The 14544-nt window shown below is 64.9% G+C and carries 13 protein-coding genes and 1 tRNA gene; 5 read left to right on the top strand and 9 right to left on the bottom strand.

Features of this window, described 5'->3' with window-relative positions:
- Window positions 1–55: 55 nt before the first annotated feature.
- Window positions 56–358, bottom strand: coding sequence for a DUF4193 domain-containing protein (locus tag ARTH_RS03890; protein ID WP_011690622.1), 303 nt, complete (start codon window positions 356–358; stop codon window positions 56–58).
- A 156-nt stretch (window positions 359–514) separates the two neighbouring features.
- Window positions 515–733, bottom strand: coding sequence for a hypothetical protein (locus ARTH_RS03885; protein ID WP_043429383.1), 219 nt, complete (start codon window positions 731–733; stop codon window positions 515–517).
- A 147-nt stretch (window positions 734–880) separates the two neighbouring features.
- Here ARTH_RS03885 and ARTH_RS03880 point away from each other — a divergent pair, with 147 nt between their 5' ends.
- The gene (locus ARTH_RS03880; protein ID WP_011690621.1) at window positions 881–1231 is read left to right on the top strand and encodes a hypothetical protein; all 351 of its coding nucleotides are present in this window, start codon (window positions 881–883) and stop codon (window positions 1229–1231) included.
- A gap of 30 nt (window positions 1232–1261) precedes the next feature.
- Here ARTH_RS03880 and ARTH_RS03875 read toward each other — a convergent pair whose 3' ends face one another.
- The 3 genes from ARTH_RS03875 to ARTH_RS03865 all read right to left on the bottom strand — a co-directional run bounded on the left by ARTH_RS03875 (window position 1262) and on the right by ARTH_RS03865 (window position 2950).
- Window positions 1262–1732: a GyrI-like domain-containing protein gene (locus ARTH_RS03875; RefSeq protein ID WP_011690620.1), complete on the bottom strand. Its 471-nt coding sequence runs from the start codon at window positions 1730–1732 to the stop codon at window positions 1262–1264.
- Between the two features lie 94 nt (window positions 1733–1826).
- Window positions 1827–1903 (bottom strand) — tRNA-Thr (locus tag ARTH_RS03870).
- Between the two features lie 156 nt (window positions 1904–2059).
- Window positions 2060–2950, bottom strand: coding sequence for a DsbA family protein (locus ARTH_RS03865; protein ID WP_011690619.1), 891 nt, complete (start codon window positions 2948–2950; stop codon window positions 2060–2062).
- A gap of 180 nt (window positions 2951–3130) precedes the next feature.
- On the opposite strand from ARTH_RS03865, the gene ARTH_RS03860 reads away from it, so the two are divergent.
- From ARTH_RS03860 to ARTH_RS03845, 4 genes are all read left to right on the top strand, one after another.
- On the top strand, window positions 3131–4633 hold the full coding sequence (locus tag ARTH_RS03860) for an alpha,alpha-trehalose-phosphate synthase (UDP-forming) (protein WP_011690618.1): 1503 nt from the start codon (window positions 3131–3133) through the stop codon (window positions 4631–4633).
- A complete protein-coding gene (otsB, locus tag ARTH_RS03855) occupies window positions 4623–5441 on the top strand; it encodes a trehalose-phosphatase (RefSeq protein ID WP_011690617.1) in 819 nt (272 codons plus the stop codon). Before ARTH_RS03860 ends, otsB begins: the two co-directional genes overlap by 11 nt.
- Before the next feature lie 256 nt (window positions 5442–5697).
- Window positions 5698–6780, top strand: coding sequence for an ABC transporter ATP-binding protein (locus ARTH_RS03850; RefSeq protein WP_043429380.1), 1083 nt, complete (start codon window positions 5698–5700; stop codon window positions 6778–6780).
- Window positions 6781–6954: 174 nt separating this feature from the next.
- A complete protein-coding gene (locus ARTH_RS03845; protein ID WP_011690615.1) occupies window positions 6955–8370 on the top strand; it encodes a DUF4032 domain-containing protein in 1416 nt (471 codons plus the stop codon).
- Here ARTH_RS03845 and ARTH_RS03840 read toward each other — a convergent pair whose 3' ends face one another.
- The 4 genes from ARTH_RS03840 to ARTH_RS03825 form a co-directional block, all read right to left on the bottom strand.
- Window positions 8371–9741, bottom strand: coding sequence for an FAD-binding oxidoreductase (locus ARTH_RS03840; RefSeq protein ID WP_011690614.1), 1371 nt, complete (start codon window positions 9739–9741; stop codon window positions 8371–8373). It abuts the gene before it with no gap.
- 85 nt (window positions 9742–9826) lie between these two features.
- Window positions 9827–11794, bottom strand: coding sequence for a glycoside hydrolase family 13 protein (locus tag ARTH_RS03835; protein WP_011690613.1), 1968 nt, complete (start codon window positions 11792–11794; stop codon window positions 9827–9829).
- A gap of 2 nt (window positions 11795–11796) precedes the next feature.
- Window positions 11797–12774, bottom strand: a complete 978-nt coding sequence (locus ARTH_RS03830) for a sugar ABC transporter permease (protein ID WP_011690612.1) — start codon at window positions 12772–12774, stop codon at window positions 11797–11799.
- Window positions 12771–14444: an ABC transporter permease subunit gene (locus ARTH_RS03825; RefSeq protein ID WP_011690611.1), complete on the bottom strand. Its 1674-nt coding sequence runs from the start codon at window positions 14442–14444 to the stop codon at window positions 12771–12773. The genes ARTH_RS03830 and ARTH_RS03825 overlap by 4 nt, the downstream gene beginning before the upstream one ends.
- Window positions 14445–14544 lie beyond the last annotated feature (100 nt).

The raw sequence follows: 14544 nt of genomic DNA, 5'->3' as shown, positions 1-14544 counted from the left end.
CTGCCGGCGCCTCGTGATGCCGTGCTTGTGAATTGTGGTGCGCGCCGGGAGCTGCTTAGCCTTCGCAGTCGCGGCAGTACTTCATGCCGTTCTTTTCGCGCGCAACCTGGGACCGGTGGCGGACCAGGAAGCAGGAGGAACAAGTGAATTCGTCGGACTGCTCGGGAACAACAGTTACCGTAAGTTCCTCGCCGGAAAGATCCGCTCCGGGGAGGTCGATGCCCTCGGCCGTATCGTTCTCATCAACATCGATAACGGCTGTCTGGGCTCCGCCGCCGCGGGACGCCTGAAGGGCCTCCAGGGATTCAGCCGGAGACTCTTCTTCTGTCTTGCGTGGGGCGTCGTAATCGGTAGCCATTTGGGGGGTTCGCTTTCGTTGCTGCTCAGCGCCATTTCAGGCACCTCAGTGAAGCAGTTTAGGTCATTATGCCGGTAGTTGAAGAAAAGTGTGTTCAACCCGACAAATTACTTGGCCGGACAGCAACGACCAGGCTTCCGAGCAGCAGGCTGGCGGTTATCCCTTGCTGGCCGCGGCAGCCGTTTCCCGGTGCGCCGTCGCCGCGTGGTCGGCGGCAATCGACACTCCGCTCAGCGCCGGCAGCCAGCCCCATCTGGTGACATCGGCGATGGCGGCGTTCCCTTGTTCCCAGGCACCGCCCGCGGAGGATGCGGCGGCCGGCATGGGACTGGCCTCGAACCACGAGGCGATTCTGGTGAGCAGGCGTGTAGTCATAGGCCCAAAGTAGGCGCCCCATATTGTGGGCAGGTTTCGCCGCAGTCTCCACGGCGTTACTTTTTCGGAGCGATCCGCCTCTGGCGGTCCGCACACCTTGGATCTAGCCTTTACGCACACAGATCCGCGACCCCCCGGAGGTATGTCATGGCCACGAAACTGAACAAGAAGGCGCTCGAACACGCGCGCAGCCTCGTGAAAGACGGAAAGGTTGTCCGTGACACCCGGGACGACTGGAGCGAGCACGCACCGTCGACGGACCAGGAAAATGCCTATATCGAAAAGCACGGCTTTCCGGAATTCTCCAAGTGGCACCTGGGCCTGGACCCTGACGAGTCGGAAGGAACCAAAGGCAGCGTGAGCTTTCCTTTCGGGGATTTCAAGAAGGTCCACCGCTGCGCGGTCATTTCCCTGGAAAGCCGGGCTGCGCAACACGACCACGATGACATCGCCAAAGCCGCCAAGGACCTGCTCGAGACGATCGACGCCGAGGACTAGCCGGCGCACACCTACCGCACGGAACGGACCCTATGCCACAGGCCAAACAACCAGGGTTTTCCAGGTGGCCGGATCGGGCTCCGCGGCGGGGTCGCTCAAGTAGTATTCCCACATTGAGTCGGCCGGGGTGAACCCTTCTTCCTTCATCCGCTCCTGGATGGCATCATACGTTGCACTCAACGTGTCGTACGGTCCGGTGTGTGTGGCTTCGAAGGCCTGGCACGCCGGCAGGATACCGGGCGCCACTCCTTCTGCCCCGGGGAAGGGCGCCGCCACCGGAAAGCCTGCCTCGACATCAACAGTGTCTGTGGGCATGCTCAGATACCGGCCAAAAGGCGGGCCGGCAATCTGCACGGCCTGGTTCTGGACTGCGGCCATGACGGCGCCGTAAGCACGGCCGAAGAATTCCGGCAGGGCGTTCATGGGCACTTTTTCGCGGACGACGGCGGTGGGCTGCTCGGGGCGCTGAACCAGCCGGATCCCGTTTTTCTCTTGGTTCATACGCCAAGGTTCCGCGGTGTGAACTGAACAGCCAAGGGCCGAACGGCCCGGGGCCTGGAATTCGAAGGCCGGCTCTTCCCGGCACTCCTAAGGGTGGAGCCCCCTGTCGGATTCGAACCGACGACCCCCGCTTTACAAGAGCGGTGCTCTGGCCAACTGAGCTAAGGAGGCGTGCCTGTTTCTGCCTGACGGATCAGGCGCAACGGCGGCACTGGGTGCAGTGCTAGATAAGGTTAGCCCAAGGACGCCCCCTGGTAAAAACGGCAGTGGCCCGGTGCCGGATGGTTCCGGAACCGGGCCACTGGGCTGATGCGTGAGGGGTGGTTGTTAGCCCTTGGCGTCGATTGCGGCCTGGATGAACGGGATCAGGTCGGTTTTGGCTGAGTCGCCCTTGCCCCACTGCTTGCCGTCCACGAAAGCAGTCGGAGTACCGGTCACACCGACTGCCGCAGCCTCCTGGGTGGCCACCTTGACATAGGGCCGGTATTTCTTCTCATCCACACAAGAATCGATGCTCTTGGCGCCGACATCCGTGGCCAGCTTCTTCAGGTCGTTGTCCGACAGGCCCGCGCTGCCTTCTGCGGGCTGCTTATCGAAGAGCGCGTTGAGGAAGTCAGAGTACTTTTCCGGGGATTCATTGACCACGCAGGCGGCTGCGTTGGCCGCGCGGGAGGAGTAGTTGGTGGTGGACTGCTGGTCCAGGAAACCGAGCGGACGGTATTCCAGCGAGATCTTGCCTTCGTTGCGGAGGCTGGTCAACTGTTCGTTATAGGTGGTTTCGAACCGTTTGCAGACGGGGCAGATGAAGTCGATGTAGACGACCACCTTCACGGGCTTGCCGGCTTCCGCCTCGGCGCCGGGAGCCTTTACTTCCGCCGGAGGCGTTTCCGGCTTGCTCGGAACGTCCTTCACGTTGACAGTGGCGGGATCGGACTTCACTACCTCGGAGTTGGCCAACAGCGTCACACCGCCATGGATGTTGCCATTGGCCGGGGTGGGGCCTTCGTCCGCAACCGGAGCGTTGTTCCTGATGTTGGAACTGACTACCAGGGCAACGATCGCGAGGATGGCCACGACAGCCACCACAATGCCCCAACCGATAAGGAGCTTGTTGCGCTTGTCCTTCTTCAGCTGCGCCTCACGGATCTCACGGGCTTTCTCGCGGGCCTCGGCAGTGCGTTCTGCTTTGGACTTGCGGGGTTCGTTTGCGGCGCTCATCAGTTCCTCGGGTCGATCGGCCAGGTGCGGACCACATCAGTGGCAACTTTGTCAGTTTAGGGGAGAAACCTGAGAGCTTGCGCCTTCAAGTTTCTGTCGCTTTGCCCAACGGATGAATAGCCCGGAAGATTCCAGCCGACTAGGGTTGACTTCGAGCCATTAGCTACCCAAGGGGCACCAATGCAGACTACGCACCGTGAAAAATCCGAAGCAAGCGCCGAAGGAAAACCCGCGCGCGGCGGCAGCCACGCGGCTGACGCGCTCTATGACTTCATGGTGGTGTCCAACCGTCTTCCGGTTGACCGCTGCGCCCCGGAGGACAGGGGGTGCGAGGACGGCTGGCGCCGCTCGCCCGGTGGCCTGGTGACCGCTTTGGCCCCGATGATGACCAAAACCGACGGCGCATGGGTGGGCTGGCACGGCGCCCCGGATGAAACCGTCAAGCCGTTCAGCCACGGCGGCATGGACCTGGTCCCGGTGCAGCTGAGCACGGACGACGTCGAACTTTTCTATGAGGGCTTTTCCAACGCCACTCTTTGGCCGCTCTACCACGACGTCATCGCGCCGCCGGAATTCCACCGGACCTGGTGGGATTCATACCGCAAGGTCAACCGGCGGTTCGCCGACGCCGTCGTGCGCCACGCCGACCACGGAGCCACGGTCTGGGTGCAGGACTACCAGCTGCAGCTGGTTCCCAAGATGCTCCGCGAAGCACGCCCGGACCTCAAAATCGGGTTCTTCAACCACATCCCCTTCCCCCCGCCGGAAATCTTCGCCCAGCTCCCGTGGCGCCGGGCCATCATTGACGGACTCCTCGGCGCCGACCTGGTGGGCTTCCAGCGCCCCAGCGATGCCGGCAACTTCATGCGCTCCGCCCGGCGTTTCCTGGGCGCCAGCGTCAAGCAGCAGCAGGTGCATGTCAAGGGCCCTGACGGACAAACCACCCACATTGCCCGCGCGCAGGCATTCCCCATCTCGATCGACGTCAAGCAGATCAGCGAGCTGGCCCGCAAGCCCGAAATCATCGAACGCGCCCGGCAGATCCGCCGGGACCTGGGCAATCCCAAGACCATCCTCCTGGGCGTCGACCGCCTCGACTACACCAAGGGCATCCGCCACCGGCTCAAGGCCTACGAGGAACTGCTGGCGGACGGAAAGGTCACCGTGGAGGACGCGGCACTGATCCAGGTGGCGAGCCCGAGCCGGGAGCGAGTGGAGCAGTACCGCCTCCTCCGCGAAGAGGTGGAGGGCACCGTGGGCCACATCAACGGCACCTACGACACCATGCAGAACACCGCCGTCCGGTACCTGCACCACAGCTACCCCATCGACGAAATGGTGGCGCTGTACCTTGCGGCCGACGTCATGCTGGTCACGGCACTGCGGGACGGGATGAACCTGGTTGCCAAGGAATACGTGACCGCGCGCACCAACAACGACGGCGCGCTGGTGCTGAGCGAATTCGCCGGCGCCGCCGACCAGCTCAAGCAGGCGCTGCTGATGAACCCGCACGACATCGACGGACTCAAGGACACCATCATGAGGGCCGTCGACATGCAGCCGGCCGAGGCAGCCCGCCGGATGCGGTCCATGCGAAAGCAGATCCTGGACCACGACGTCGACCACTGGTCGGCGGACTTCCTTGCAGCGCTTAAAGAGAAAGTGGTCCGCGATGACACCTGATGCAGCCCCGGGCAAGGCCCCCCTCACGCTTCAGCCGGAACTCCTGGCGGCACTCAAGAAGGTTGCCGCCACGGAGCACCTCCTGGTGGCCATGGATTTTGACGGAACAATCTCGCCGCTTGTTGACCACGCAGCTGACGCCCGCCCGCTCCCCCGGTCCGCCGCAGCCTTCGCCGCCCTCGCCGCGCTACCGCGCACGACGACGGCACTCATCTCGGGCCGGGCACTGAAAAGCCTCCGGGCGGTCGCCTCGCCGCCCCCGGAGACCCTTCTCATCGGCAGCCACGGGGCCGAAGCCTGGCTGGGACCGGGTTCGTCGGAGCTGACGCTTGACCCCGACCAGCTGACCCTCCTGGCAGACGTCCGGCGCATCCTTGAGGAAATCGTGGAGCAGGCGCCGGGCACATTGCTGGAAGACAAACCCGCGGGCGTTGTGCTCCACACCCGCCTGGCTGCCGACGACGTGGCCGAGGACGCCGTCGCTGCTGCACGCGCAGCCCTGCAGGGCCTGCCCGACGTGTACCTGAAGAACGGCAACCGGGTGCTGGAAACGTCCGTGGTGCACGCTTCCAAAGGCGAAGGCATGGCGTTCCTCCGCCAGGCGACCGACGCCACGGCAGTGGTTTTCGCCGGCGACGACACCACCGACGAGGATGCGTTGGGACGGCTGTATCCCGGCGACGTGGGCGTGAAAGTGGGGCTGGACTTCACCCAGGCGCAGTTCCGCGTCGAAGCGCCCGTGCACATCGCCGAACTGCTGGAAACGCTGCTTCGGGAACGGAGCCTCGCTGTCGGTGAAGCCCCGTAAATCCGCGTAGACTCGCGGGCCGGCCGGTCGCCGGTTACGAATCTCACATGTGACGCCCGTAACATTTGCACCCAAATGCATAAAATCTGACATACTCTGTTTGTGATGTGGCGCACAGACACCGTGCGGCGTCACGCGATACTCCTCGGCTTCGGCCGGGGAGTACACGGCTGGAAAACCGTGGACAACTGAATAAACATGAACCATTCACAACGGATCGTCCGGCACGTACCTGCCGGTGAAGGGATTGATAACTGTGGCAACAGTTACTTTTGATAACGCAACACGTCTGTACCCGGGCACTGATAAGCCCGCCGTCGATAAGCTCAACATCGACATCGCCGATGGCGAATTCCTGGTCCTCGTTGGACCCTCCGGCTGCGGCAAGTCCACCTCCCTGCGTATGCTCGCGGGCCTTGAGGATGTCAACGCAGGCCGCATCCTCATTGGTGACCGCGACGTCACCGATGTTCCGCCGAAGGACCGCGACATTGCGATGGTCTTCCAGAACTACGCCCTGTACCCGCACATGACTGTTGCGGACAACATGGGCTTCGCGCTGAAAATCGCCGGCGTCAGCAAGGAAGAGCGCGCCGAGCGTGTCCGCGAAGCAGCCAAGCTTCTTGACCTCGAACCGTACCTGGACCGCAAGCCGAAGGCACTCTCCGGCGGTCAGCGCCAGCGTGTTGCCATGGGCCGCGCCATCGTGCGTAACCCGCAGGTCTTCCTCATGGACGAGCCGCTTTCAAACCTTGACGCCAAGCTCCGTGTCCAGACCCGTACGCAGATCGCGTCCCTGACCCGCCGCCTGGGCGTCACCACCGTCTACGTGACCCACGACCAGGTCGAGGCCATGACCATGGGTGACCGTGTGGCTGTGCTGAAGGACGGCCTGCTGATGCAGGTCGACACCCCGCGCAACCTCTACGACAAGCCCAAGAACGTCTTCGTCGCCGGCTTCATCGGCTCCCCGGCCATGAACCTGCTGGAACTCCCCGTCGTCGACGGCGGCGTCCAGTTCGGCGGAACCGTGTACCCGGTTCCCCGCGATGTCCTCGAAGAGGCACACGGCCGCACCGTCACCCTGGGTTCACGCCCGGAGGACCTCGAGCAGGTCGCCGCAGGCGAAGGCCTCCAGGTTGAGGTTGACGTCGTCGAAGAACTCGGCGCCGATGCCTACGTCTACGGCCACACCACGCTGGACGGCAAGAGCCACGACATCGTGGCACGCGTCGACGGCCGCCGCCCCCCGATGAAGGGCGAGTCCATCTACGTTCGCCCGCAGTCCGGACATGTGCACCTGTTCGACACCAAGACCGGCCTGCGCCTCGGCGACTAGTTACCGGTTGCGGAGCTGAATCAGGTGGTTGCAGCAGCAGCCAACAACTGACCGGCACCTAGCAGCACTGACCGACGGCGGCCCCTCCTCACAGGACGGGCCGCCGTCGTGATTTAAGCGCGGTTTCCTGACTTTGTTTAGGCGGCCTGCCCCTACGTACGGAAGAATTGGCTCATGACCGAGGAAAGCAACGCCCAATGGCACGACGAACCCACCGACTACGGCCAGATCGGCAAACTGCCTCGGTTTGAAGCGGCCAGCGCCAACGACGACAAGAATTCCAACGTCTCCAGCAACCTGAGCATCACCGCCGCCTCTGCTGATCCCGGGCTCCTGGACCTGCCATGGCACGTTGCGCTGGAGGACTGGCCGGCTGAATACCTTGCAGCCCTTCCCCGCGGTATTTCCCGGCACATCGTGCGGTTCGCCCACTTGGGCGGTTCCGTGATCGCCATCAAGGAAACGTCCGAACACGTGGCCCGGCACGAGTACCACATGCTCCGCAAGCTGGCGCGCCTGGACGTGCCCTGCGTCGAGCCGGTGGCCGTGATCACCGGGCGCACCACACCGGACGGCAGGCCGCTGAACCCGGTGCTGGTCACGCGGCACCTGAAGTTCTCCATGCCCTACCGGGCGCTCTTCTCCCAGATGCTGCGCAAGGACACCCTGACGCGCCTGATCGATGCGCAGGCGCTGCTGATGGTGCGGCTGCACCTCATCGGTTTCTACTGGGGCGACGTCTCACTCTCCAACACCCTCTTCCGCCGCGACGCCGGCGCTTTCGCCGCCTACCTGGTGGACGCCGAGACCGGCGAGCTGTATCCGGACCTTTCCACCGGCCAGCGCGAGTACGATCTTGAGATTGCCCGGGTCAACATCGCCGGGGAGCTGATGGATCTGCTGGACGGCGGCCTGATCGAGGAGAAGGTGGACCCGGTGGCCACCAGCGAACTCATCATGGACAGCTACCGGCGGCTCTGGACCGAGCTGACGGAGAAGGAGTCCTTCGAGATCGGCGAACGCTGGCGCGTGGCCGCCCGGATCCGGAAACTCAACGAACTGGGGTTCGACGTTGAGGAATACGCGATCAAGACTACCCAGAACGGCTCCACCATCCAGCTCCAGCCCAAGGTGGTGGACGCGGGCCACCACCAGCGCAGGCTGTTGCGGCTCACAGGACTGGACGCCCAGGAGAACCAGGCCCGCCGCCTGCTCAACGACATGGACTCTTTCCGTGCGGACAACAACCCCGCCATGGATGAGGAATACAGCGCCCATCTGTGGGTCAGCCAGATCTTCGAGCCCATCGTCCGTTCGATTCCGCGCGACCTCTCCGGCAAACTCGAACCGGCGGAGGCTGTCCACGAAGTGCTGGAACACCGCTGGTACATGTCCGAGAAGCAGGAACGGCACATCCCGCTCGCCGAGGCCGTGCAGTCGTACATCGATTCCATCCTCCGGCACCGCCGCGACGAGGCAGCAATCATGCTCAACCCGGACACCGAACTGCTCAAGATCCTCGAGGTGGAAACCGAGCAGTCCCGGTACGGCGATGAAGACATCGACGAATACCCAGACTCCGACGACTAGCTAGATCGCCTTTCCGGGGTTCAGGATGCCGGCCGGATCAAAGAGGTGCTTGATCCGGCGCTGCAGCTCCCGTACGGGTTCGGGCTGTTCCAGGCCCAGCCACCGCAGTTTGTACTGCCCGATCCCGTGCTCGCCGGTAATGGTCCCACCCATGGCCAGAGCCACGGTGATTGACCTGTCCAGGGCCTCGCCCAGCCGCTGCATGGCATCGGCGTCCACCTGGTTGTCCAGGCGGTCCACCCAGAAGGTGGGATGCAGGTTGCCGTCCCCTGCGTGGGCCACGACCTTGAGCTGCACGCCGTGGGCCACAGCCATGGCTTCAAGTTCGCCGATGTAATCCACCAGCCGCGAGCGTGGCACGGCCACGTCCTCCCCCACCCTGTATTCGTCGTCCACTTCGACGCCGCGGCTGTTGCGCCGCAGCTCCACCAGCTGTTCGGCTTCCGCGCTGGCCTCGGTGGTCACTGTTGCTCCGCCGGCTGCAAGGACCTCGCGGACCACCTCAGCCTCCGCGGCCGCTCCGAAGCCGTCCGTCTGGATCAGCAGGAGCGAGGCTCCCCGCGAGCTCAGGTCCGAGCCGTGGATTTCGTCGAGCTGATGCAGCGAACCGCCGTCGAGCAGTTCCATGATGGCGGGCTGGACGCGGGCCTTGCCCACGGCCAGGACGCCCGCCGCGGCGCTGCGGAAGTCCGGGTAGAACGCGGCGATGGTGTGGACTTCGCGGGGCAGGTACTTCAGCCGCACTGTTGCCCCCACCACGATTCCGAGCGTTCCCTCCGATCCGACGAACAGTCCGGTCAGGTCGTAGCCGGCAACCCCCTTGAACGTCTGGTGCCCGGTGTGGATCAGGGAACCGTCCGCCAGCACCACGTCGAGGGCAAGGACCGAATCACGGGTAACACCGTATTTTGCGCAGCGCAGGCCGCCGGCGTTGGTTGCAACATTGCCCCCGATGGTGGACATCCGGAAGCTCGCAGGGTCTGGGGCGTACATCAGCCCGTGGACGGCGGCGGCGTCGTTGAGGTCGGCATTGATAACGCCGGGTTCGACGACGGCGGTCTCGTCGTCCGGGTTCAGGTCCAGGATGCGGTTCATCCGTTCAAGGCTCAGCACGATGCACCCCTGGCTGGCGTGGGCACCGCCGGACACGCCGGTACCGGCGCCACGGGCAACAATGGGCACGCCGTGCTTGGCGCACGCACTGACCACGGCCTGGACATCCGCCACCGTTTCGGCCCTCACCACAGCAAGCGGCAGCTGGTAGTCGAGCACGGGGGCCTGATCCACGGCGTAGGCCGCCAGGGTCAGGTCGTCCATGGCCAGCTTGCCGGGCTCCAGGATGGTTTTGAGCTCGTCAGCAATGTTGCTCATGCGGCCTCCAGGTCCGTCGAATCCGGCCTTCAGTCTAGACGGCCGAACCCGGCGTCCCGGCAGCACTGCCCGCGACTGCTGCGGCTTACGGTGTCCGGGTTCCGGGAAGTATCCACACCGCGGCCGCTGCTTGGCCCGCGCTGATCCGGGTGCCGGCACTCCGGGCCGCCGCATCGGTCCGGACGTCGGCCGTGCAGAATGCGGGATCTGCCGCGAGGGCGGAGAACTGGGCCGGAGACAGTGCGCCGGCCGCGAGGTCGGCCCGGGCGGGTGCGCGGGCCACGAACACCAGGACCGCGCTCTCTGCTGTCTCGCGGATATAGGCGAGCGCGTCGCCGTCGGCATGCAACCAGCGGATTCCGCCTCCGGTGAGCGCCGGCTGCTTCCGCCGCAGGGCTGCCATGGCCGAATAGCTGGCACGGAGGTCCGCCCCAATCCGGGAAGGGTCGTTCCACGGCATCGGCGTCCTGGAGTCTTCGCCGTTGTACCCCTTGAGGCCAAACTCGTCTCCGGCGAAGACCACCGGGACACCGGGAATCGTGAACATCATGACGGCCCCAAGCAGCTGCCCGCCGTCGATCATCACCGTGGCTGCACGGGCGGTGTCGTGGCTGTTCAAGGCGTTCATGTTCTGCAGCCGGAGATCCCAGCTGAAGGCCGATGCCAGGTCCAGGTGGGTGGCGAGGAAGTCCTCGGCTCCCATCCGGTTGGGGCCCGCAAGGGGGGTGCCGAAAAAATTGACGTGCGCGGCGTCCCCTGCCAGCCAGGACCACAGCGGGCGGGTGAAGTTGGCGTAGGTCATGGCCCCGTGCCAGTGTTCGCCGGTGAAGTCCGGCGCGGCATCGTTGGTGGCTTCGGCCAGCAGTGCGGCTTCCGGGTTGATGTCCCTGACCCGGTCCGCGATCAGGCAGGCCACCTCCCGGTTGAGGTCCGTGGCGCCCAGCCGGCCGGTCATGTTGCCGACGTCGATCCGCCAGCCGTCCAGGTTGAACGGGGGCCTGAGCCAGCGCGCCACCGGCGAGTCATCGTCCAGGACGAACTTGTCCGTCAGGCCCCCTGAAGACCAGTTGAGCTTGGGCAGCGAGGCGACGCCGTACCAGGATTCGTAGGCCCTGGCACCCGCTTCGGTGGCGCCTTGTTTCCCGGTCCCTGTGAAGTAGTAGTAGCCGGCCTCGGCGGATGCGGGATCGGCCAGCGCCTGCCGGAACCACTCGTGGGCATCGCCCGAATGGTTGGCCGTGAGGTCGCCCATCACTTTGATCCCGCGGGCATGGGCCGCTTCCACCAGCGTCACGAGGGCATCATCGCCGCCCAGGAGCGGATCCACTGCGTTGAAGGTGGAGGCATCGTAGCGGTGATTGGAGCGTGCCGGGAAGAAGGGTGTCAGGTAGATGACGTCGGCGCCGAGTTGCTGGATATGGTCCAGTTTTTCGGCCACCCCGTTGAGGTCGCCGCCGTAGAACTGGAACGGCGTGGCCGGTCCGGTTCCCTCCACGGGCGTGTGGTCCCATGCGGACGGTATGGCCCAGTCAGGCACCGGACGCGAACCGGCGTCGGCGGAGCGCGCGAAGCGGTCCGGAAACACCTGGTACATCGTTCCCCGGCGCAGCCACTGCGGCGCTGCCGGGAAGGTGGTCAGGCGGAAGTCCGCGTAGTCGGAGACGTCGCGGCGGAACAGGCCCTGGGCGTTGAGGCTCCAGTACCCCGGGGTGCTGCCCCCATGTCCACTACCCGTCTGTCCGCTGCCGGGAGTACCGCCGTCGTGCTCGCTATCCGCGACTTCCAGCAGGAAGCGGTACCGGGCCACCGGGTTGGTGACGGTCATTTCCGCTTCCCACCAAACCCAGCCGTCAAGCTCCCCCAGGCTGCGCGCGGCGTCGTACCGGGGTTCACCGTCCTGGACCGACCGCACCCAGACCCGGGCGGCACGGCCCCATGCCGCGGGTATCCGCACGCAGAGCCCGGCATCATCGCCGAGGCCGGCGCGCCGAGGCACATGAAGCGGCGAACCGTCGTGGTGCGGGAGGGGGCAGGGCGGGAGGAATGCCGGCATGCTCAGCCCTTCACCGAGCCCTGGGTGAGGCCGCTGACAATGTAGCGCTGAAGGAACAGGAACAGTGCCATCACGGGGACAGCTGCGAGTACGGCGCCGGCGGCGAACACCCCCCAGTTCTCCGAGCGCTGCTGGGCGACGAAGGAGTAGAGTCCGACGGCGAGCGTCTGGCTGTCCGGGTCGGTCAGCACCACGCTGGCTATGACGAATTCGCTGGAGATGCCGATGAAGGCCAGCAGCCCCACCACTGCGAGGATCGGTGTGACCAGGCGCAGGATGATGCCAAAGAAAATCTGCACGTGGCTGGCGCCGTCGATCTTGGCTGCCTCGTCCAGGGACTGCGGGACGGTGTTGAAGAAGCCGTACATGAGGTACGTGTTCACTCCCAGGGCGCCGCCAAGGTACACCATGATCAGGCCGAGCTGGCTGCCCAGGCCAAGGGCCGGAATGACCTCGGAGATCCCGCTGAGCAGCAGGAAGATGGCCACCACGGCCAGCAGCTGCGGGAACATCTGAAGCAGGAGAAGGCTCAGCAACCCGATCCTGCGCCCCTTGAACCGCATGCGGGAAAATGCGTAGGCGGCCATGGCGCCCAGGAACACCGTTGCTGCGGAGGTCACCACGCCCACCACCATGGTGTTGACGAACCAGCGGCCGAAGGGCCGGGACGGGTCGTTGAACAGGGCAGTGAAGTTGCCGAAGTCGAATTTGCTGAAGAGTGCGTTCGAGCCCACGAGAGTGCCCGTGGAGTTGAACGCGGCGGATAGCACATAGAGAAGCGGGAAGATCGCGAAGATGGTCACTGCGATTCCCACGACGTGCCGCCAGCCCTTGTCTTTGAACCAGACACCGAACGCGCGCCGCCGGTGCAGCTGCTTCAGCTGCTCGACGGTAGCGCCTGCTGCGGTGCCCGCTTCGGTGACTGCGGAGCCTGTGGCGGGTTCCGCCGTCGTACCGGTGCGTGCCGTTGACCCGTTCATGAGTTCACGTCCTCGAGTGCTTTGGTCTGCTTGAAGCTGATGGCCGAAACGGTTGCCACGATGATGAAAATGATGATGGCCAGGGCGCTGGCCAGGCCGTAGTCGCGGCCGGTCCCCTGCCCGAACGCCACCTTGTAGACCAGCGTGATCAGGATGTCCGTGGCTCCAATGTCGCGGTCGGTGTCCGCGAAGCGCGGTCCGCCGCCGGTGAGCATGTAGATCACATTGAAGTTGTTGAAGTTGAAGGCGAAGGAGGAGATGAGCAGCGGGGCAATCGAGACCAGCAGAAGGGGAAGCTTGATGGACCGGAAGACACGCCATGGGCCGGCGCCGTCCATCCGGGCAGCCTCGTCGAGCTCCGTCGGCAGCGACTGCAGGGCGCCGGTGCAGACCAGGAACATGTACGGGAAGCCCAGCCATAGGTTGACCACCAGGACGCTGATCTTGGCCAGGACCGGGTCCGTGAGCCAGCCGATAGTCGCGCCGCCCAGCAGCGTTTGGTTGAGCCAGCCGAATTGCGGGTTGAGGATACCGGACCAGACCAGTCCGGACAGGAACGCCGGGAAGGCATAGGGCAGGATCATCAGGATCCGGTAGACCTTCTTGCCACGCAGGTCCTCGCGGTTGAACGTGATGGCCAGGAACAGGCCAAGCGCGAAGGTCAGCGCAACAGACGCGACGGCAAAAGTGAAGGTCCAGAGGATGACACCGAGCAGCGGACCGCGCAGGCTCGGATCGGTGAAGGCGCGGGCAAAGTTATCCATACCGACGTCGATCTTCCAGCCCGTGGTGAGGGTCTGGCCGTTGCCGTCCGCGAAGGCGCCCTTGCCGTTGTCGCGGAAAACGGCGCCGGTATCGGTGTCGGTGAAGGTGTCGGCCGCCGCGTCATAGGTCAGCGCCGGCTTGAACTCGTAGGCGCTGCTGCCGTCCGCCGTGCGCAGGGTGCCGTCAGCGGGGTCGTCCGAGACAGGCACCGTGATGGCCAGGATCTCCTGCTGGTTTGCCACGATTTCCTGGAAGTTCAGCGTCCGGTAGCCGTCAACGGAGTTGGCCTTGCCGGTGGAGTCCGTGCCGGCGTCGGGCACTTCATTCAGGGGCGTACCGGTGCTGCCGATGGAAGCCTTGCCGTCGGGATCGGTGAACAGCAGGTAGAAGTCGCTGCCTTTGGTGAGGACCGCCGCCTTGTAGGCCGGCGAGTCCGGGACACGCTTTTGGGCCGTGAGCTGGATGGCCGCGATTGCGTCGTCCTTGGTGCTGTTGTGCCCGTCGCCGTAGTTGGTGAAGGCGATGTAGCCGCTGAAGAGGACCACAAAGACCTGGAACACCAGCAGGAACAGCACGCCCGGCGCCAGGTATTTTGCGGGCAGTCCCCCCTTGCGGAGGTAGATCCAGTTAATGGCCAGTACGACGGCGGACGAGACCGCGAGGGCACCCCAGGACTGGCTCAGGAAGAGCATCATCAGGACATAGACGGCCAGTGCGTCAACGAGGCCCAGGAGCACGATCTTGGCCACGGTCCCCTTGATGGAATCCTGGCGGGAGCTGCGTTTCGGCAACCCCGGCCGGCGGCCCGAGGTGCGGCCGCCCGGTGATGGCGCCACTGCCGATGTTGGCGCGGCTCCCGGCGAGGGGGGCGGCGGGGAATCCTGGAAGAGATCTGTTTTGGGCATGGCTGTCTATGGTCCTTGGGAGAAGCGGGGCCGTGGAAGGTGCGGGGCGCTGCAATGAGGGGCGCTGCAGCAACGGGCCGGGCAGCGGCAAGGCTGCCCG

The organism is Arthrobacter sp. FB24 (assembly GCF_000196235.1).
Lineage (GTDB): Bacteria > Actinomycetota > Actinomycetes > Actinomycetales > Micrococcaceae > Arthrobacter.
Note: the sequence above shows the minus strand (reverse complement) of the source record. Positions and strands in the feature narration are given on the sequence as shown.

Excerpts from the sequence above, each read along its gene's own strand:
- ARTH_RS03890 (WP_011690622.1), bottom strand. The coding sequence starts at position 358 with ATGGCTACCGATTACGACGCCCCACGCAAGACAGAAGAAGAGTCTCCG.
- ARTH_RS03860 (WP_011690618.1), top strand. The coding sequence starts at position 3,131 with ATGCAGACTACGCACCGTGAAAAATCCGAAGCAAGCGCCGAAGGAAAA.
- ARTH_RS03845 (WP_011690615.1), top strand. The coding sequence starts at position 6,955 with ATGACCGAGGAAAGCAACGCCCAATGGCACGACGAACCCACCGACTAC.
- ARTH_RS03835 (WP_011690613.1), bottom strand. The coding sequence starts at position 11,794 with ATGCCGGCATTCCTCCCGCCCTGCCCCCTCCCGCACCACGACGGTTCG.
- ARTH_RS03885 (WP_043429383.1), bottom strand. The coding sequence starts at position 733 with ATGACTACACGCCTGCTCACCAGAATCGCCTCGTGGTTCGAGGCCAGT.
- ARTH_RS03875 (WP_011690620.1), bottom strand. The coding sequence starts at position 1,732 with ATGAACCAAGAGAAAAACGGGATCCGGCTGGTTCAGCGCCCCGAGCAG.
- ARTH_RS03880 (WP_011690621.1), top strand. The coding sequence starts at position 881 with ATGGCCACGAAACTGAACAAGAAGGCGCTCGAACACGCGCGCAGCCTC.
- otsB (WP_011690617.1), top strand. The coding sequence starts at position 4,623 with ATGACACCTGATGCAGCCCCGGGCAAGGCCCCCCTCACGCTTCAGCCG.
- ARTH_RS03865 (WP_011690619.1), bottom strand. The coding sequence starts at position 2,950 with ATGAGCGCCGCAAACGAACCCCGCAAGTCCAAAGCAGAACGCACTGCC.
- ARTH_RS03830 (WP_011690612.1), bottom strand. The coding sequence starts at position 12,774 with ATGAACGGGTCAACGGCACGCACCGGTACGACGGCGGAACCCGCCACA.
- ARTH_RS03825 (WP_011690611.1), bottom strand. The coding sequence starts at position 14,444 with ATGCCCAAAACAGATCTCTTCCAGGATTCCCCGCCGCCCCCCTCGCCG.
- ARTH_RS03840 (WP_011690614.1), bottom strand. The coding sequence starts at position 9,741 with ATGAGCAACATTGCTGACGAGCTCAAAACCATCCTGGAGCCCGGCAAG.